The following is an 18880-nucleotide window of genomic DNA, read 5'->3' as shown; positions in this document are numbered from 1 at the left end:
TGCTTTGATCACTCTTTCGGTCGTCGTGCCCGTCCGGGACTGCGAGCTCTACATCGGGGACGCGCTGTCCTCGCTTCGCCGCAACAGCCGGGCCGACTTCGAGTTCATCGTGGTGGACGACGGGTCGGCGGACGCGACCGGCGACATCGCCGACGACTTCCGCGGTGACCTGCCCGGTCTGGCCGTGATCCGCAACCCCGTGCCGCTGGGGCTGGCGGACGCGCGCAACACCGGGCTGGAGGCGGCCACCGGCAGGTACGTGACGTTCATGGACGGCGACGACTGGCTGGCCCCCGGGCATCTGGAGCGGCTGGTGGCGGCCGTGGACGGGCTCGGCTGCGACTTCGTGCGCACCGACCACGTGCAGGCGGAGGGCCGCAAGCGGGTCGTGCACCGCGCCCCGCTGGCGCGGCGGGACGTGGTGCTCGACCCGCGCGAGGCGATCCTGCCGGCGGGGGTGCGGACCATGGTCGACTACCCGTACGCCTGGGCGGGCGTCTACCGCCGATCGCTGCACGACCTGCTGCGTTTCCCCGGCTCGCTGCACACCGCCGAGGACCGGCCGTGGATCTGGCGGCTGCACCAGGAGGCGGCCACGTTCGCCGTGGTGTCGCTGGCCGGGATCTTCTACCGGCGGCAGGTGGCCGGGTCGCTGACGCAGGTGGGCGACGAGCGGCAGCTGCACTTCTTCGACGCGTTCGAGCTGGTGCTCAAGGACGTCGAGGAGGAGTTCAGGCCCAAGGCGGTGCGCAACTTCTGCTCGCTGCTCGCCCACCACCTGCGGCTCGCCGACCGGTTCACGCCGCGGCTGCGGGCCCGTTTCGAGGAGCGGGGCGCCTCCATGGTGCGCGGGCTGCCCCCGGACCTCGTCGCCGAGGCGCTGGCGGGCATGTCCGCCGAACGCGAGGCCGCCCTGCGCGCGCTGCTGCCCGACCTGCCCCCCAGCCCACACGTGCGGTACCGGTCCCGGCCGGGCCGCGACCGGGAGGACCCGTGACCGGACCCGACCCCGCCGGCACACCGGGAGGGCGCGCGAGCGCCGCCGCCCGGCCCGCCGGCACCACGGTCTGCTACGCCTCGACCCTGTTCGGCGCGATGTCGCTGGCCGCGGCGATCGACGAGGGACGCTTCGGCTCCGGCGGCCGGCGCGTCCTCATCGTCTCGACGAACTCCGCGGTGCCCGAGGTCACCACACCGCTCGACCGGACGCCCGGGTTCGCGGCGCTGCGCTCCCGCTTCGACGAGATCCACTCGTGGAACGAGCTGATCGCGCCGCTGCACCCGGCCGACTGGCGGGCGCGCGTGATCGAGGTGCCGATGCTGGAACGGCTGGTCAGCGGCCACCTCGCGCTGGGCCGGGTGGACGAGCTGGTGCTGGAGTCCATCGCGGTGCCGCCCGCCCGGACGATCGCCGGGCTGGTGCGCGACTGCCCGATCACCGTCTACTCCGACGGGCTGATGAGCTACGGTCCGACCCGTGACCCGCTGCCCGCCGAGATCTTCCGCCGGATCACCCGGCTGCTCCACCTCGACCTGGTGCCCGGCCTGACGCCGCTGCTGCTCAGCGAGTACGGGGTGCCCGCCGAGGTGCTGCCGGAGGCGGCGTTCCGCAAGGTGGTGCGGGAGGTGGCCGCCACCTCCGCGGCTCCGCCGGAGGGCGAGGCGATGATCCTCGGGCAGTACCTGTCGTCGCTCGGCATCGTCACGCCCGAGGAGGAGGCGCAGCTGCACGAGTCGATGCTGGGCGCGCTGGCCGCCCGCGGGCACGCGACGATCGTCTTCAAGCCGCACCCGGCCGCCGGGCGCGGGCACGCCCGACTGCTGCGCGCCGCGGCCGGGCGGCTGGGCGTGCGGCTGGAGGTGGTGGGCGAGAGCGTGCCCGCCGAGGTGTGCTTCGACGCGTCGCGGTTGCGGCTGGTGGCCGGCTGCTTCTCGACCGGGCTGGTGACGGCGCGGCGCTACTTCGGGCTGCCGGTGGCCTCGTACGGGACCGGCCTGGTGCTGGAGCGGCTCACGCCGTACGAGAACAGCAACCGGGTGCCCGTGACGATCGTGGACGCGCTGCTGCCCCGGCTGTCGGCGGACGGCGAGCTGCGCGAGCCGCCCGCCGTGGACCTGGCGGCGCTGGTGCGCGGCGTGGGCTACTGCATGCAGGCCGACGCCTACCCGGAGCTGCGTCCGGAGGGCGTGGCGTCCTTCGATCCCCGTTACTTCAAGCGCAAGCGCCTGGAGACCCTGGGCCTCGCCCCGCGTCCCACCGCCCTCACCCGCCTGCGCCGGAAGCTCCGCGCCGCCCTGTGACGCCGGAGGTCCGTCCCGGGGTCCAGGTCGCCGGCGAGGACGGCCTGCCCCCGTGGCCGGGGGCCTGGGCGTCACGGGCCCCGGCCGCCCGGCCCGGGGTGCTGGTCAGGTGAGGGCGCGCAGGTAGCGGCGCACGCGGCGCCGGGCGCGGTAGCCGGCCCGCAGCATGTGCGGCGGCACCTCGACGCGGAGCCTGGCGCGGCGCCGGGCCGCGGCGTGTTCGGGTCCGTCCAGCAGCGAGCGCGGCCGCTCGGCCGGGCCGGTCACCAGGGCGGCGAGCCGGTCGGTCCAGTCGTCGGCGTCGGCGGGGTGGAAGTAGTTGGCCGCGCACCATGCGGGGTCGGCGGCGCGGAAGGCGCCGCCGGCCAGGTCGTCGAGCGTCCCGAGCAGGCCGGAACCCTCGAACACCAGGTTGATCATCTCGGCGCTCACCCCGAAGTCGGCGAGCACCAGCGACGGCACGCCCTGCGCCACCGCCTCCAGGGCGGCCGTCGAGCTGACCGTGACGAACCCGGCGGCCCGCGCGAGCTGCTCGTGCATCGGCCCGGTCTCGAACGCGAGCCTGCCTGGCTCGCCCAGGTCCCGCCAGAGCCGCCGGTAGTGGTGGCGTTCGTTGTGGGTCTGCCGTTCGTCCTCCCAGGCGCGCAGCTTCACCACCACGTCGAGGTCGGGGCGGCCGGCGGCCAGCCGGGCCAGGGCGTGCAGGATCCGCTCCCGCTCCTCGCGCGGCCCCGGCACCTTGGCCTGGGTGGCGAACACGACCCGGTCGCCGCCGCCAGGCCGGGCGGGCAGGCCGTCGCGGCCCGCGCCGCGCGGGCGCAGGAACGGCAGCCGCGCCAGGCCGATCGCCCCTCCTCCGCCCAGCCGGGCCGCGATGCCGGCGAACTCGGCCACCTCCCGGCGGCTGTGCACCACGAACAGGTCGCAGCCGCTGCGGAACAGCCACGCCTTCTCCGTCGCCGGCACCGAGATGCCCGGCAGGCCGGTGACGAACACCGGCCGCGGGCGCAGCCCGTCCAGCACGTCGGCCACCAGCACGTCCACGACGGGGCCGGTGCAGGCCACGAGCACCACGTCGGGCCGCATCCGCTCCGCCGCGCGCCGCAGGGCGCGCGCCGACAGCACCTGCGGCAGCGGCTCCGCGGCCGGGGTGCCGCTCAGGGCTGCGGCGATCTGGCCCGGTGAGGGGGCGATCGGCGTGCGGACCACCGCGAGCCGTGTCGCGGGGTCCGGCGGCAGGTCGGCGAGCAGGCAGGCCGCCCATTTCAGGTACGAGTCGGAGTCGGCGACCGCCAGAACCCTCACCCGGTGACTCCCGTCAGATGCGATCGCAGGGCGGGCGCCGCCCTGCTGGTCCACCAGTCGTCCGGCACCTCGACCGGCTCGACCGCGACGCCGCGCGGCCCGAGGAGCACGCGCAGCGAGGTGATGGCCGTGGACGGCAGGCTGAGCACCCGCTGTCCCGGGTCCAGACCGCGCAGCGTCAGCTCGGCCGGGGCGCCGCCCTCGTGCACGGTGATGCCGGGCCGCTCGCGGATGAGTGCCACGTCCACGGGGTCCTCGCGCCGGTGCGGGTAGTAGGCGAGCGGCTCCTCGCCGGCCAGGTTCGTCAGCCAGCGCAGGTAGCGGTCGCGGTGCACGAGGCCGTTGCGGACCAGCGCGGTGCCCAGCACGACGGTCCGCTCGGCGGGGCCGGGTCCGGACGGCTGGGCACGCAGCCAGGCGAAGTCGTGGCGGACCAGGTCGGCTCCGGCACGGCGCACGGCCGCCTCCAGCTCCGCCGGGACCGGCAGCGCGGTGAACACCGTCACGCTGCTGGCGCGCAGGCGGAGGGCGGCGGCCAGCCCGAGCGCCGCGCGCGCGAGGCCCGGCTGGGCGCGTGCCCGCAGCAGCGGCCGGTACGGTCCGGCGGCGAGCAGCTCCAGCAGCCGGATCGTGGCCAGCCCGTCGTCGACGACGACCAGGCGGCGCGGTCCGGCGGTCAGCCAGCGCAGTTGCACCCGGCCGGAGAAGGCGTCGCCCGCGGCGTCCACCCGGCGCGGCAGGCGCTCGGCCGGCTCGGCCAGTTCGAGGCCCGGCGGGAGGGCCATGCGGCGCAGCTCCCGGCGGGTCGCCTTGAGCGCGCGCTGCCCGGCGCGGGGCACGACGACCGTCGCGGGGCCGAGGAGGCCGGCATGGTGGGCCTCGACGGCGCAGAGCATCTGAAGGGGTGACTCGACCCAGGCCGACGCCCGCTCGCGCACGCTGCTCCCTTCGCCGGTTGCCCGGCTGCAGCCGGTGCGCCACAAGGTAACCCGGCCGCCTTACACGGCCGGGAACGACGCGTGAACAACAGCCCCCGGCGCCTGTCAGGGACACCAGCGCGCAGACGGGGTCATAGGTGTCTAAAAGGTAATGCGGGTCGATAGGATCCTTTGCCGTGAAAGATCTCGCATGGGGCATCGCAGCGACCGGCGGCATCGCGCGGACCGTGGGGGCGGTCATCGCGGCGGAGCCCGGCATGCGGGTCGCGGCCGTCGGCTCCCGCGACGTGACCCGGGCCAGGGAGCTGGCCGGCGTCCTGGGGGCCGAGTCCGCCTACGGCTCCTACGCGGAGCTGTGCGCCGACCCCGCCGTGGACGCGGTCTACGTGGCGACGCCGCACGCCCAGCACCTGGAGGTGGCCGAGGCCGCCATCGCCAACGGCAAGGCCGTGCTGTGCGAGAAGCCGCTGGCCGCGTCGGTGGCCGACACCGAGCGGATGGTGCGCCTGGCCCGCGAGGCCGGGATCTTCCTCATGGAAGCGATGTGGATGCGCTTCAACCCGCTGATCCGGCGGGTCGCGACCGATCCGCGGTTCGGTGAGATCCGCTCGGTGCACGCCTCGTTCGGCTTCTCCTCGCCGTACGACCCGCTGCACCGGCTGTGGGCGCCCGAGCTGGGCGGCGGAGCCCTGCTGGACCTGGGGATCTACCCGTTCGGGCTGGCGCAGCTGCTGCTCGGCCGGCCCGAGCGGCTGTCGATGACCGGGTCGCTGGCGCCGTCGGGGGTGGACGCGGAGGCGGCCGGACTGCTGACCTACCCCGGCGGGCGGCGGGCGCTGGTCGAGGTGTCGCTGCGCGGCGCCTTCCCCAACAGCGCGTACGTGGTGGGCACGGAGATGCGCGCCGACCTCCAGGCGCCGTTCTGGGCGCCGAAGCGGCTGGTGCTGAGCGGGCCGTCCATGGAGCCCGAGGTGTACGACCTGGACCCGGCCGACAACGGCTACGCCGGGGAGGTCCGGGAGGTGCGGCAGGCGCTGGCCGAGGGCCGGACGGAGAGCGCCGTGATGCCCCTTGACGAGAGCGTTGCCATGGCCAGGCTGCTGGCCGACGCCCGCGAGCAGATTTCCTGACTTCCGCTTTGCCCTATTGTAAACCGCTTGCCGCATGCATTACCTTATGGGGCATTCGCGGCATACGTCCGGTTTCAACCGGTTCGTAGCCGGACCATCGCAAAGATCGAAGCATCACAGGACCCCCCTGTGACCGCTGAATCCGCCACGCGCGGAACCGGGGACCCACGTCCTTCTGGGGTGAATCGGCACATCAGTGCCGTAGGGCAGCTTCCACGCCCGAACCCGTCAGCTAACCCGGTAAGCGGCATGGAAGCAAGGAGTATCCCCGCTCGATGGCCATCAACCGTCTTCAGCATGCCCGCAAGACCGCCCTGCTGCGCGCCGGCGCCGGCGCCGGCCTCGCCCTCACCGCCACTTTCGGCCTAGCCTCCCCCGCCCTCGCCGACGTCCCCGAGAAGGCGCCGCAGGCCGCGCGGGTCGCGTCCGCCCCGCAGACCCAGCAGGCCAACAAGATCAGCGTGACCGCCTCCCAGCTCCTGCAGCTGGCCAAGGCCCAGGTCGGCACCTCGGAGAACGCCTACGGCGGCGGCACCAAGTTCCAGCAGTGGTACGCCAACTCCCAGCGCGCGCTGGAGACCATCCGCCGTGACGGCGGCACCCGCCGCGGCTACCTCAACGCGCCGTGGTGCGCGATGTTCGTCTCCTGGGTGGGCGAGCAGCTCGGCGCCCGCCCGCAGGTCGGCTGGGACGCCTGGACGGTGGCGCACGCCAGGTGGTTCGTGGCCAACAAGCGCTGGGGCGACGCGCCCAAGCCCGGCGCCGTGGTCTTCTTCTCCTGGAGCGGCGGCAAGTCCCTGAGCTCGATCAGGCACGTCGGCTTCGTGGTCAAGGACAACGGCAACGGCACCATCTCCACGATCGAGGGCAACACCGGCAACGGCCGCGTCGAGGAGCGCGTCCGGTCCAAGTCGGACGTCGTCGGCTACGGCTACCCCGAGTACGCCGGCTGATCCTCCCCACACATCGCGCGGCGAGTGCGCGCCCCGAACCCTGGGGCGCGCACTCGCGGTTTTTCCGGGACGCCGTCAGCGCCGGAGACGCCGGGCATGGACACGAATGCCGCGTGGCGATGGGAGCGCTCCCAGGTCTCGCCCAGCGGCTTTTCGGACTCTAAACCCGTTTCACCCCCACCAAAGCACCGTCAAGGTAACGGTTCCGTTTCGGGACGTTGACGCCCGCACATCACGCGGGCACTCTTTGTGGGAGCGCTCCCAAGGACCCTCCCACACGCCGCGGCAGGCCGCGGTGCACCTCCCACATCCACACCCAAGAGGGGTACGGAATGACGAACCACAAGCGCTTTGTTGTGACCGGCCTCGCGCTGACCGCGCTGGCGACCGTGGCCGCGTGCAGCGGCGGCGGAGGCAACACGCAGACGGCCACCCAGAGCGGCTCCGCGGCCGAGCCGGTCACCATCAACGTGCACACCTTCGGCGGCGGCGAGAACTTCGGCTACGACGAGGCCGTCAAGAAGTGGAACGCCGAGCACCCGAACATCCAGATCAAGTACCAGAACCTGACCGACCGGTTCGAGGACGTGTACCTGCCGCAGTTGCTCCAGCGTCTCCAGGCGGGGGCAGGCGCCGGGGACGTCGTCGGCATCGACGAGGGCGCGATGGGCCTCATGGCGGCCCGGCCGCAGTTCTTCACCGACCTCAGCCAGTACGGCCTCGACAGCCGCAAGGCCGATTTCCCCGCCGCCAAGTGGGAGGCCGGCCTCAACGCCGACGGCAAGCTGTTCGCCCTGGGCACCGACATGGGCGGCATGACGATGTGCTACCGCAAGGACCTGTTCGAGAAGGCGGGCCTGCCCACCGACCGCGAGGAGGTCGGCAAGCTCTGGCCCGACTGGAACGCCTTCTTCGAGACCGGCAAGAAGTTCGAGGCCGCCAAGACCGGCGCCAAGTTCATGGACGGGCCCAACACGATCTACAACGTGATCCTGTTCCAGGAGGCCCCCAAGAACGGCAACGTCGCGTACTTCGACAAGAGCAACCAGCTCATCCTGGAGAAGAACCCCGCCATCAAGACCTCCTTCGACTGGGTGCAGAAGTTCAGCCAGGCCGGGCTGACCGCCAAGCTGCAGGCGTGGAGCCCGGCGTGGGACAAGGCCATCAAGGGCGGCGGCTTCGCCACCATGGGCTGCCCGTCGTGGATGCTCGGCGTCATCGAGGGCAAGGCCGGCGAGTCCAACAAGGGCAACTGGGACGTCGCGGCCGTGCCGGGCGGCTCCGGCAACTGGGGCGGCTCCTGGCTCGCGGTGCCCAAGCAGAGCAAGCACCCCAAGGAGGCCGCCGAGGTCCTGAACTACCTCACCGGCAAGGAGGGCCACGTGGCCGCCTTCAAGGAGGCCGGCGCGTTCCCCAGCTCGATCCCCGCGCAGCAGGACACCGAGGTGTCGGGCCTGAAGAACGCCTACTTCAACGACGCGCCGACCGGCCAGATCTTCTCCGCCTCGGTGGCGAACCTGCAGCCGGTGTTCTTCGGTGAGAAGCACGCGCAGGTGAAGACCGCGGTCGAGAAGGTCCTGGAGGGCATGGACCAGGGCGCGGTCAAGTACGACGAGGCCTGGTCGAAGTTCGTCGAGGCGGGCGTGAAGGCGGCGGGCTGACCCCCGTACCCCGGACGCGGTGGCGCCCGTCCTCCCTCCTCGGGCGCCACCCCTCCCCCACCTCGCCGGAAAGGTATCCATGACTCTCCAACTCGCGCCGCCGCGGCAGGGGTCGCGCAGGCAGGCCCCGCCGCCCAGGCGGATGAGTCGCTTCGATCTCAAGGGCGTGCCCTACCTGCTGGTCTCGCCCTACTACGCGCTTTTCGCGATCTTCGGTGTCTTCCCCCTCGGCTACACGCTCTGGCTGTCCCTGCACGACTGGGAGCTGGCCGGCGACAAGACGTTCACCGGCCTGGACAACTACGCCGCGCTCGTCACCGACGCCGCCTTCTGGAACGCGGTCATCAACACGCTCGGCATGTTCGCGCTGGCCACCGTCCCGCAGCTGGTGCTGGCCCTGATGCTGGCCAACGCGCTGAACAAGCGGCTCAAGGGCAGGCTGCTGCTGCGCCTGGGCGTGCTGCTCCCGCTGGTCACCTCCGTGGTGGCCGTGGCGGTGATCTTCAGCCAGCTCTACAGCCGCGACTACGGGCTGTTCAACTGGATCCTCAGCTGGTTCGGCGTCGAGCCGGTCGTCTGGCAGAACGAGAAGTGGTCGTCCTGGCTGGCGATCTCCACGATGGTCGACTGGCGCTGGACGGGCTACAACGCGATCATCCTGCTGGCCGCGATGCAGACCATCCCCCGCGACCTGTACGAGGCGGCCGCGCTCGACGGAGCCTCGGCCCGCAGGCAGTTCTGGCAGATCACGGTGCCGATGCTGCGGCCGACCCTGGTGTTCGTCGTCTTCATCTCCACCATCGGCGGGATGACGCTGTTCGCCGAGCCGGTCATGTTCGAGGGCAACCCGATGATGACGGGCGGCACCACCGGCCAGTACCAGACCGTGGCGATGTTCATCGTCAAGGAGGGCTTCCGGGACTTCCAGATGGGCTACGCCGCGGCGGCGGCCTGGCTGCTGTTCGTGCTGATCCTGCTCGGAACGATGATCAACTACGGGTTCACCCGGCGCATCAGGGGGGCGCGATGAGGAACAGGCCCTGGGACGCGACGCTCCTGACCAAGGTGACGCTGGTGTTCGCCCTGGTGATGTCGGCGTTCCCGATCTACTACATGTTCATCATGGCGACCCGCACGAACGAGGACGCCGTGGAGACGCCCCCGCCGCTGCTGCCCGGCGGCCACCTCGGCGAGAACGTCGAGCGGCTGCTGGCCACCGAGGACGCCCACTTCCTGACCGGCCTGGTCAACTCCGCGATCGTGGCCACCACGGTGACGGTGTCGGTCGTGCTCATCTCCACGCTGGCCGGCTTCGCGTTCGCCAAGCTGCGCTTCCCCGGCTCCAAGCTGCTGCTCGGCCTGATCCTCGTCACCATGATGGTGCCGCTGCAGCAGATGGGCGTGGTGCCGCTGTACGAGCTGATGGTCACGCTCGGCTGGACCGGCCAGCTCCAGTCGGTGATCCTGCCGTTCCTGGTCAACGGCTTCGGCGTGTTCATGATGACGCAGTACACCTCCCAGGCGGTCCCCGACGAGCTGGTCGAGGCGGCCCGGGTCGACGGGGCGACGACCATGGGCATCTACCGGCGGATCATCATCCCCGCGCTGCGGCCGGGCATGGCGGTGCTCGCGCTGCTGGTGTTCATGCAGACGTGGAACGAGTTCATGTGGCCGCTCATCGTGCTGCACCCGGACAACCCGGTGGTGCAGACGTCCATCGCGGCGCTCAACTCCGCCCATGGCACCGACTACGTGATGCTGTTCACCGGCACAGCCGCCTCGGTCCTCCCCCTCTTCGTGGTTTTCGTGCTGTTCGGCCGGCAGATCGTCGGCGGCCTGATGGAAGGTGCGGTCAAGGCGTGACGACTCAACAGGAGCAGACGAGCTCCCACCTCCGCTTCCCCGCGACGTTCGCGTGGGGCGCGGCCACCTCGGCGTACCAGATCGAGGGGGCGGTGAACGAGGACGGCCGGGGCGTGTCCATCTGGGACACCTTCACCCGGACACCCGGCCGGGTGCTCGGCGGCGATCACGCGGACGTGGCCATCGACCACTACCACCGGTTCAGGGACGACGTCGCCGTCATGGCCGACCTGGGCCTGACCGCCTACCGCTTCTCCGTCTCCTGGCCGCGGATCCAGCCCGACGGCTCGGGGAAGGTCAACGTCAAGGGGCTCGACTTCTACAAGCGGCTCACCGACGAGCTGCGCGCGCACGGCATCGACCCGTGGCTGACGCTCTACCACTGGGACCTGCCGCAGGCGCTGGAGGACGCGGGCGGCTGGCCCAACCGCGACACCGCCTACCGGTTCGCCGACTACGCCCGGTGCGTGCACGACGTCCTGAAGGACCACGTGCACACCTTCAGCACGGTCAACGAGCCGTGGTGCGCGGCCTTCCTCGGCTACGCCTCCGGCGAGCACGCGCCGGGCCGCCGCGAGCCGGCCAACGCGGTCCGGGCCGCCCACCATCTCAACCTGGCGCACGGGCTCGCGGTCCAGGCCATGAACGCCCGGCGGGTGGGCGGCTGCGTCAACCTGTACGCGATCACCCCGGACACCGCGAGCGAGCGCGACCTGGACGCGGCGCGGCGGATCGACGGCCTGCAGAACCGCTTCTTCCTCGACGCGCTGCTGCTCGGCCGCTACCCCGACGACGTGATCGAGGACCTCGGCACCGGTCTGGACTTCGTCGCCGACGGCGACATGGCCGTCATCAACGCGCCGATCGACGTGCTGCTGGTCAACTACTACAGCCGCTTCACCGTCTCCGGCGCGCCCGGCGGGAAGGCGTCCGCCGCGGCGGCGCCGACCGACACCGGCTCGCCGTGGGTGGGCAGCGAGCACGTGTCGTTCGTCAACGGCGGCCGGCCGGTGACCGCCATGGGCTGGGAGATCGACCAGGAGGGCCTGCTGGAGGTGCTGACGCGCGTGGCGCGCGACTACCCGCCGATCCCGCTGGTCGTCTCCGAGAACGGCGCCGCGTTCGACGACGTGCTGGAGCACGGCCGGGTGCACGACGCCGAGCGGCGCGCCTACATCGACGCCCACCTGGGCGCCTGCCGCGCCGCGATCGACGCCGGCGTGCCGCTGGAGGGGTATTTCGCCTGGTCGCTGATGGACAACTTCGAGTGGGCCTGGGGCTACGGCAAGCGGTTCGGGCTGGTGCACGTCGACTTCGACACCCAGCGGCGGGTGCTCAAGGACAGCGCTCTCTGGTACGCCGAGATCATCCGGCAGAATAGGCGACATGAACCGACCGACTCTTGAGGCAGTCGCGGCCCGGGCCGGTGTCGGCCGGGGCACGGTGTCTCGGGTCATCAACGGATCGCCCAACGTCAGCGACAAGGCGCGCGAGGCGGTGCGCCAGGCCATCCAGGAGCTGGGCTACGTGCCCAACCGGGCGGCCAGGGCGCTGGTCACGCGGCGCACCGACACGGTGGCGCTGGTGGTCTCGGAGTCGGAGCTGCGCGTGTTCGACGAGCCCTACTTCGCCGGCACCATCCGCGGCATCGGCTCGGCGCTGTCCGAGACGGGCCTGCAGCTCATCCTCGCCATGGCGCAGTCGCGCGAGGAGCACGAGAGGCTGGAGCACTACCTGACGGGGCAGCACGTCGACGGCGTGCTGCTGCTGTCGCTGCACGGCGCCGACCCGCTGCCGGGCCGGCTGGAGGCGATGGGTGTGCCGACGGTGCTCGGCGGCAGGCCCGTCGGCCTCAACCCCTACAGCTACGTCGACATGGACAACCGGGCCGGCGCCCGGCAGGCGGTCAAGCACCTGCTGAGCCTCGGCCGGGGCGCGGTCGCCACCATCGCGGGTCCCCAGGACATGGGCGTGGGCGTCGACCGTCTGGCCGGCTACCACGACGCGCTGCTCCCCTCCGGCCTGCCGGAGATCGTGGCGTACGGCGACTTCTCCGAGGAGAGCGGCGCGTCGGCGATGCGCGAGCTGCTGGACCGTCATCCGGGGCTCGACGCGGTGTTCGCCGCCTCCGACCTGATGGCGGTGGGCGCGATGCGGGTGCTGAAGGCGGCCGGCCGGGCCATCCCGGGCGACGTCGCCGTGGTCGGCTTCGAGGACTCCAAGGCCGCCATGCACACCGACCCGCCGCTGACGACCGTCCACCAGCCGACCGAGGCGATGGGCCGGCAGATGGCCCAGCTGCTGGTGGCCCGGATCAACGGCGAGGAGCTGCGCCAGCCGGTGGTCATCCTCGACACCTATCTGGTGCGCCGCGAGTCCGCCTGACCTGTCCCGTGACCGGGCCGCTGACCGGTGGCACGCGCGTCGCACGGTGCGGGGCTGGACGATCAGCACGGGCGCCCGGACAATCGGCGCGTGGAAAGTAGGACGAAACGGCGCCTTTCGCCCGGTGAGCTGGACGGGCTGGCGCGGCGGGCCCTCGGCGCGGGCGTGCGCTCCTCGGCGGAGCTGACCGACGGGTTCGCCAACGCGGTGTGGCGGCTGACCCTCGACGACGGGCGCGAGGTGGTGCTCAAGCTGTCACCGCCGCCCGAGCTGGAGCAGCTCAGCTACGAGCGCCACCTGCTGCGGACCGAGGCGCGCGCCTGCGAGCTGGCCGCGGCGGCGGGCGTGCCGGTGGCGGCTCTGCTGGCGACCGGGTTCGACGACCCGGTGCTGGGCGGCGACTACCTCGTCCTCGGCATGCTCGACGGCGTCGCGTGGAACGCCGTGACGCCCGCCGTCCTGCCCGCCGGCGCCGAGGCGGCGCTCCGCCGCGAACTGGGCCGCCACCTGGCCCGGTTCAACACGGTGACGGGCGACGTGTTCGGCTACCCGCACGCCGGCATCACCGGGGCCACCTGGCGGCAGGCGTACCTCGCGATGGCCGGGGCGCTGCTGGCCGACGTCGAGCGCTACCCCACACCGCTGCCGCTGCCGCCCGCGGAGATCGCCGCGGTGCTCGCGGCCGCCTCGCCCGCGCTGGACGAGGTCACGACGCCGCATCTGGTGCACTTCGACGTGTGGGCGGGCAACGTCTTCCTGGACCTGACCGGGACGCCGCGGATCCAGGCCATCATCGACCACGAGCGGGCCTTCTGGGGCGACCCGCTGGCCGAGTTCGTCACCCCGACGATCTTCGCCGAGCTGCGCGAGGACGACCCGCTGCTGGCCGGCTACCGCGAGGTCACCCCGCTGGAGCTCACCCCGGCCGCCCGCGTCCGCCTCGACCTCTACCGGGCCTACCTCTACCTGATCCTGCTGGTGGAGAACGGGCCCCGGCAGTATCCGGAGGCGGAGTACGCGCGGCTGCGCGACGCGTCCACCACGGCGCTCACCGAGGTGCTCGACCGCCTCGCGCGGACCGGTTCGTGAAATCGCCTTCTCACAACGTGGACATCGGGGTCGGCCCAGACGAGCCGGTGGAATACCCTCGTCTCGTGAGCGCACAGAGCAATCTCGATTCCTGGCGAGCCCTCCCCGCGGCGCAGCAGCCTGACTGGCCCGACCGCGGCGAGCTCGACAAGGTCGTCGCCGAGCTCGGCGGCCTGCCCCCTCTCGTCTTCGCCGGTGAGTGCGACCAGCTCAAGGAGCAGCTGGCCGCCGTGGTCCGCGGCGAGGCGTTCGTGCTGCAAGGCGGCGACTGCGCCGAGACGTTCGCCGGGGCGACCGCCGACAACGTGCGCAACAAGCTCAAGACCCTCCTGCAGATGGCGATCGTGCTCACCTACGCGGGCAAGGTGCCGGTCGTCAAGATCGGCCGGCTCGCGGGCCAGTTCGCCAAGCCGCGTTCCAAGGGCACCGAGACGCGCGACGGCGTGGAGCTGCCCGCCTACCGGGGCGACATGGTCAACGGCTTCGACTTCACCGCCGAGTCGCGCACGCCCGACCCGTGGCGGCTGCTGAAGGCCTACCACTCCTCCGCCGTGACGCTCAACCTGGCCAGGGCGTTCACCAAGGGCGGCTACGCCGACCTGCGCCAGGTGCACGCCTGGAACCAGGACTTCGTGGCCGAGTCGCCCGCCGGGCGCCGCTACGAGCAGCTCGCCCGGGAGATCGACCAGGCGCTGGCGTTCATGCGGGCCTGCGGCGCCGACCCGGAGGAGTTCCACACCGTCGAGTTCTACTCCTCCCACGAGGCGCTGATCCTCGACTACGACCGGGCGCTGACCCGCATCGACTCGCGGACGGGCCTGCCGTACGACGTGTCGGCGCACATGGTGTGGATCGGCGAGCGCACCCGCCAGCTCGACGGCGCCCACGTCGACTTCTTCGCCCGCATCCGCAACCCGATCGGCGTCAAGCTAGGACCGACCACCACGCCCCAGGACGCCCTGGAGCTGGTCGAGCGGCTCAACCCGGACAACGAGCCGGGCCGGCTGACGTTCATCACCCGGATGGGCGCCCCCCGCGTCCGCGAGCTGCTGCCCAGCCTGGTCAAGGAGGTGACCTCGTCGGGCGCCCAGGTGGCCTGGCTGTGCGACCCGATGCACGGCAACACCTTCGAGGCGCCGAGCGGCCACAAGACGCGGCGGCTCGACGACGTGCTGGACGAGGTGGCGGGCTTCTTCGAGGTGCACCGTTCGCTGGGCACGCACCCCGGCGGCATCCACATCGAGTTCACCGGCGACGACGTGACCGAGTGCGTGGGCGGCGGCCAGGAGATCGCCGAGGACGACCTGGCCCTGCGCTACGAGACGGCCTGCGACCCGCGGCTCAACCGCGGCCAGTCGCTCGACCTGGCCTTCCGGGTGGCCGAGCTCTACCGCTCGGCCTGACCGGCCTCCCGCTCATCGCCTCGCACCGCCGCCCGTGCTCGCCTGAGCGCGGGCGGCTCGCCCTGACCCGGCCCGCGGCCCGGCCACAGGGTCAGTTCTGCTGGGCGTTCTTCATCTCCTCGTTGAGCTCCGTCCGGATGGCGTCCATGTCGAGGGCGCGCACCTGGCGGATGAGGTCCTCGAGGGCCGGCTCGGGGATGGCGCCCGGCTGGGCGTAGACGACGATGCCGTCGCGGATCGCCATCAGCGTCGGGATCGAGGTGATGTCGAAGCCCTGCGCGAGGGCCTGCTGCGCATCGGTGTCGATCTTGCCGAACGTGATGTCCTCGTGCTTCTCGGACGCCTTCTCGAAGATGGGGCCGAACATCCGGCACGGCCCGCACCACGCCGCCCAGAAGTCGAGCAGCACGATGCCCTTGTCGGCGATGTCGTTGAAGTTGGTCTCGGTTACCTCGATGGTCGCCACAAGAGGCTCCTCGTATCGTCTCTGTCGTCTCGTGTCGTCGGGTGCGTCTGCCGGTCTCCGTGCCCGCGAACCGTGCCGGGGACACGCCGCGCGGACGTACCCCTGTCAACCACGTACCCGTCGCCAGCATTCCATGCCCCCGGCCCGGCCGCGTCACGGCCGGGCCGGGGGCGTGCGGGTCATCGACGGGGCAGGGACAGGCCGACGACGAGCGGATCGTGGTCGGAGGAGCGGTAGGCGTCCGGACGGTAGAGGCCGGGCGGGTTGAACTCGGTGTTGTAGTCGAGGATGCGCGGCTCGTCGGCGTTGACGTGCCAGATCGTGGCGCCGGTGACCCGCTTGCGCAGGTCCCTGCCCACCAGGGCGTGGTCCAGCTCGCCCGCCAGCCCGTCGAAGACGTAGCTGTAGCGCTGCCGGGCCGGCACGAACCGCTTGGTGACGCTGGTCAGGCCGCCCGCCTCAAGGGTGTCGATCGGGTCCTCCTCGCCGTAGGCGTTGAGGTCGCCGAGGACCAGCGGGCTCGGCAGGTCGGCCACGAGCCCCAGCAGCGCCTGCGCCTGCCGGACCCGGGTGGCGTTCCAGCAGCCCTGCCCGTCGCCCTGGTCGGCGTCCGGGCCGCCGCCGGACGGGCAGGACCCCTTCGACTTGAGGTGGTTGACGACCATGGTGAACGGCCGGCCGCCCGCGGTCCTGCGGAAGGTCTGGACGAGTGGCGGCCGGCTGAACACCGGGTCCTGCGAGGCGCGCGGCTCGCCGACGGGGCTCAGCCTGGCCGGCTTGTAGATGAGGCCCACCTGGATGGCGTCCGTGCCGGGGTGGGGGTGCCGCAACGCGGCGTAGGTGCCGGCGCCGACCTCGGCGTTGATGGCGTCGACCAGCGCCTGCAGCGCGGTCTGGCCGTTGTTCTCGACCTCCATGAGGGCCACGGCGTCCGCGTCGAGGCCCTTGAGCGCCGCGACCAGCTTGGCGAGCTGGCGCTGCTGCTCCTCGGCGGTGGTCGCGCCGCGCGAGCCGAGGGTGGTGAACCAGTTGAGCGTGTTGAACGAGGCCACCTTGACGTTGCCGCCGACGGGCAGCGGGCGTGCCCGGCGCGGGTTGGCGTCCAGGTACGTGACCGGCTCGACGGGCTGCAGCCGGTAGGCGTCGAAGCCGTAGCCGAGGACGCCTGTCACACCCGTGGCGACCGCGCCGGCGCGGACGACCGGCGGCAGCGTGGCGGGGTTCTGCCGGGTGGAGCCGTCGTCGATGAGCAGCGCGCGCCGCCGGTTCAGCCCCGGGTCGACGCCCGGCCGGTCCGTCGGCTGGAACAACCGGCCGCCGGAGGAGACGGTGACCTCGCCGAACCGGCCGAGGTTGTAGTGGTCGCTGACGGTGAGCGGCTGCGGGAACGTCAGCAGCATGTTCTCGACATGTTCGAGCCCGTCGCTCGGCAGCCGGTACGGCAGGGCCGGGACGGTGCCGCTGCCGCAGACGTCCACCGCGGTCACCGGGGACAGCTCCGTCCACCCGTTGAACTCGAAGGCCCGGCCGGTCACCAGGACCCGGTCACCCGGCTTGACGTCCTTGAACGTGTCCCGGGCGAAGGCGAACAGGCCCTCGGAGGTGGCCGGGTCGCCGTCCGGCGCCGGATCCTGCAGGAAGAACCCGCTGAGCTGGTCGCTCCGCTGGAAGTCGCCGGTGACGACGCCCTCCACCCGGACGGTCTGGCCGGCCACCGGCGTCGCGTCGCCGCTGCCCTGCACCTGGGAGATGCGGTGGGTCGGCGGGGTGGCGCAGGGGTCGGCCGGCGTGGCGGCGGCGGGGGTGGCGGACAGGGCGGCGGCGACGAGCGCGGCGGCGACAGTCCGGGCTAAAACACGCATGACCGGCACTTTAGAGGGAGATGCGGTCACATATTTCTACATACATATAGCGAGAGCGTGAAATTATCGAACCTTGACATCGGCCCGCAGGGGGTATGACCCGTGCATGGACTGGGTCACCTGCACGCACTCCGCTGCCTGCACGGGAATCGTTCGCCGGCCGTACGGACTCTGCCTGTCACACCTGCACCCCGACGATCTCACCGCCACGCTGGCCGAGATGGCCCCCGGCCGGCTGCTCGACCTGCGCGGCACCGTGCTCGGCGGTGACCTGCTGACCCGCGTGCTGGATGCCACCGGGCGCCGGCCCGGCCGCACCCGGCTCGACCGGGTGCGCTTCACCGGCGACGTGCGTCTGTCCGGCGTGACGTTCGCCGGCGACGTGTCGCTCGACGGAGCGCTGTTCGAGCGGCTGGCGTCGTTCTTCGGCAGCCGCTTCGAGGGGAACGTGTCCCTGTCCGGGGCGAGGTTCGCCCGCGAGCTGTCCTTCCACGGCGTCGAGGTGCGCGGTCGCCTGTCGCTGGACCGGGCGGTGATGGCTCGCGACGCCCTGTTCAGCCAGGCGGGCTTCGGGCATGGCCTGTCGTGCGAGCGGGCCCGGTTCGACGGGTTCGCCACCTTCGACGGGGCCCGGCTGGGCGACGGGGCCACCTTCCGCGGCACCCGGTTCGGCCGCACGCTGTCGTTCCGCAAGGTGCGCGGCGGGGCCCTGTTCGAGGCCGCGCACTTCGCCGCCGACGCCTACCTGTCGGCGACCGGCCGGCTGTCTGCCGTCCGCGCCCGCGCCGACGGCATCCTGGACGTCACCGTCAGTGACGGCGGCGCGGACCTGCGACGGCTGGCGGTGGCGGGCGCGACCACGTTGCGGCTGGCCGACGCCCGGGCCGACCTGGAGGGCGCCGTGCTGCGCGGCCCCGCCACGGTGACCGGCCGCGGCGGCTCCGCGCTGACCTCGCTGCGGGAGGTGGACGCGCCCAGCCTGGCCCTGCACGGGCTCGACCTGTCGGCGTGCGGGTTCGCCGGGCTGGTGCATCCGGCGGGCGTCCGCGTCGAGGAGTGCCGGTTCGGGATGAGCGCGCGCGGCGTGCGGGAGGGCGTGCGGGCGCCGGTCATGCGCTGGCTGACCCGCCGGTCCGCGCCCGCCCGGGGGCAGGCGACCCGGCCCGACGAACGCGCCACAGGCACGGACGACGCACGCGCCGGAGGCTCGCCGGCGAACACGCATCGCGCCACGGGCACGGACGACGCGCGAGCCGGTGGGCTGCCGTCGCACACGCATCGCGCCGCGGACACGGACGACGCGCGAGCCGGTGGGCTGCCGGCGCACACGCAGCGCGCCGCGGACACGGACGACGCGCGGGCCGGAGGCTCGCCGGCGAGCACGGATCGCGGCACGCGCCCGGCCCGCGTCGCGGGGCGCGGCGCGGGCGTGCGGGCGTCGGAGGCCGGCAGCCGTCACCCCTGAGGCGGCCGGGCCGCGGCGATCCGGGTGCCCGGCAGCGGGTGATCCCCGATGGCCGCCCG

At 72.5% G+C, this 18880-nt stretch carries 15 protein-coding genes, 1 pseudogene and 1 riboswitch; of the genes and pseudogenes, 12 read left to right on the top strand and 4 right to left on the bottom strand.

Translation table 11 applies throughout. From position 1 onward, the window contains the following. Positions 1-4 precede the first annotated feature (4 nt). On the top strand, positions 5-997 hold the full coding sequence (locus CXR44_RS27270; protein ID WP_101788996.1) for a glycosyltransferase family 2 protein: 993 nt from the start codon (positions 5-7) through the stop codon (positions 995-997). Next, on the top strand, positions 994-2301 hold the full coding sequence (locus tag CXR44_RS27265; protein WP_245899438.1) for an alpha-2,8-polysialyltransferase family protein: 1308 nt from the start codon (positions 994-996) through the stop codon (positions 2299-2301). The genes CXR44_RS27270 and CXR44_RS27265 overlap by 4 nt, the downstream gene beginning before the upstream one ends. A 105-nt stretch (positions 2302-2406) precedes the next feature. Here the strand turns inward: CXR44_RS27265 and CXR44_RS27260 are convergent, their stop codons facing one another. Both CXR44_RS27260 and CXR44_RS27255 read right to left on the bottom strand, forming a co-directional pair. Next, positions 2407-3606: a DUF6716 putative glycosyltransferase gene (locus CXR44_RS27260; RefSeq protein ID WP_101788995.1), complete on the bottom strand. Its 1200-nt coding sequence runs from the start codon at positions 3604-3606 to the stop codon at positions 2407-2409. Then, positions 3603-4544 (bottom strand): hypothetical protein, encoded by a 942-nt coding sequence (locus CXR44_RS27255; RefSeq protein ID WP_101788994.1) that lies wholly within the window; start codon positions 4542-4544, stop codon positions 3603-3605. The genes CXR44_RS27260 and CXR44_RS27255 overlap by 4 nt, the downstream gene beginning before the upstream one ends. Positions 4545-4720: 176 nt before the next feature. On the opposite strand from CXR44_RS27255, the gene CXR44_RS27250 reads away from it, so the two are divergent. The 9 genes from CXR44_RS27250 (at position 4721) to CXR44_RS27210 (ending at position 15028) form a co-directional block, all read left to right on the top strand. Then, the gene (locus tag CXR44_RS27250) at positions 4721-5674 is read left to right on the top strand and encodes a Gfo/Idh/MocA family protein (RefSeq protein WP_101788993.1); all 954 of its coding nucleotides are present in this window, start codon (positions 4721-4723) and stop codon (positions 5672-5674) included. Positions 5675-5798: 124 nt separating this feature from the next. After that, positions 5799-5936: riboswitch (cyclic di-AMP (ydaO/yuaA leader) on the top strand. A gap of 13 nt (positions 5937-5949) precedes the next feature. Then, positions 5950-6627 (top strand): CHAP domain-containing protein, encoded by a 678-nt coding sequence (locus CXR44_RS27245; RefSeq protein WP_101788992.1) that lies wholly within the window; start codon positions 5950-5952, stop codon positions 6625-6627. A gap of 332 nt (positions 6628-6959) precedes the next feature. Next, a complete protein-coding gene (locus CXR44_RS27240) occupies positions 6960-8288 on the top strand; it encodes an ABC transporter substrate-binding protein (protein WP_101788991.1) in 1329 nt (442 codons plus the stop codon). Positions 8289-8367: 79 nt separating this feature from the next. Further along, positions 8368-9318 (top strand): carbohydrate ABC transporter permease, encoded by a 951-nt coding sequence (locus tag CXR44_RS27235; RefSeq protein ID WP_101788990.1) that lies wholly within the window; start codon positions 8368-8370, stop codon positions 9316-9318. After that, positions 9315-10151, top strand: a complete 837-nt coding sequence (locus CXR44_RS27230; RefSeq protein WP_101788989.1) for a carbohydrate ABC transporter permease — start codon at positions 9315-9317, stop codon at positions 10149-10151. The genes CXR44_RS27235 and CXR44_RS27230 overlap by 4 nt, the downstream gene beginning before the upstream one ends. Then, entirely contained in the window at positions 10148-11557 is a 1410-nt protein-coding gene (locus tag CXR44_RS27225) for a GH1 family beta-glucosidase (protein WP_101788988.1), read from the top strand. Before CXR44_RS27230 ends, CXR44_RS27225 begins: the two co-directional genes overlap by 4 nt. Continuing rightward, positions 11538-12536 (top strand): LacI family DNA-binding transcriptional regulator, encoded by a 999-nt coding sequence (locus CXR44_RS27220; protein ID WP_101788987.1) that lies wholly within the window; start codon positions 11538-11540, stop codon positions 12534-12536. Before CXR44_RS27225 ends, CXR44_RS27220 begins: the two co-directional genes overlap by 20 nt. Before the next feature lie 90 nt (positions 12537-12626). After that, the gene (locus tag CXR44_RS27215) at positions 12627-13625 is read left to right on the top strand and encodes a phosphotransferase family protein (protein ID WP_101788986.1); all 999 of its coding nucleotides are present in this window, start codon (positions 12627-12629) and stop codon (positions 13623-13625) included. Between the two features lie 65 nt (positions 13626-13690). After that, entirely contained in the window at positions 13691-15028 is a 1338-nt protein-coding gene (locus tag CXR44_RS27210; protein ID WP_101789115.1) for a class II 3-deoxy-7-phosphoheptulonate synthase, read from the top strand. Positions 15029-15119: 91 nt separating this feature from the next. Here the strand turns inward: CXR44_RS27210 and trxA are convergent. Together trxA and CXR44_RS27200 are read right to left on the bottom strand one after the other, a co-directional pair. Beyond that, positions 15120-15509, bottom strand: a pseudogene (trxA, locus tag CXR44_RS27205) (thioredoxin); the annotation flags it as partial. A gap of 164 nt (positions 15510-15673) precedes the next feature. Continuing rightward, positions 15674-17356: an ExeM/NucH family extracellular endonuclease gene (locus tag CXR44_RS27200; RefSeq protein ID WP_101788984.1), complete on the bottom strand. Its 1683-nt coding sequence runs from the start codon at positions 17354-17356 to the stop codon at positions 15674-15676. Positions 17357-17462: 106 nt separating this feature from the next. On the opposite strand from CXR44_RS27200, the gene CXR44_RS27195 reads away from it, so the two are divergent. Beyond that, positions 17463-18821 carry a pentapeptide repeat-containing protein gene (locus CXR44_RS27195; RefSeq protein WP_101788983.1) on the top strand — a complete coding sequence of 453 codons (1359 nt, stop codon included), beginning with the start codon at positions 17463-17465 and terminating at the stop codon, positions 18819-18821. Positions 18822-18880: the final 59 nt, after the last annotated feature.

This window comes from Nonomuraea indica (assembly GCF_002850745.1).
Lineage (GTDB): Bacteria > Actinomycetota > Actinomycetes > Streptosporangiales > Streptosporangiaceae > Nonomuraea > Nonomuraea indica.
The sequence above is the reverse complement of the archived record's forward strand: the minus strand, read 5'-3'. Positions and strand labels throughout refer to the sequence as shown.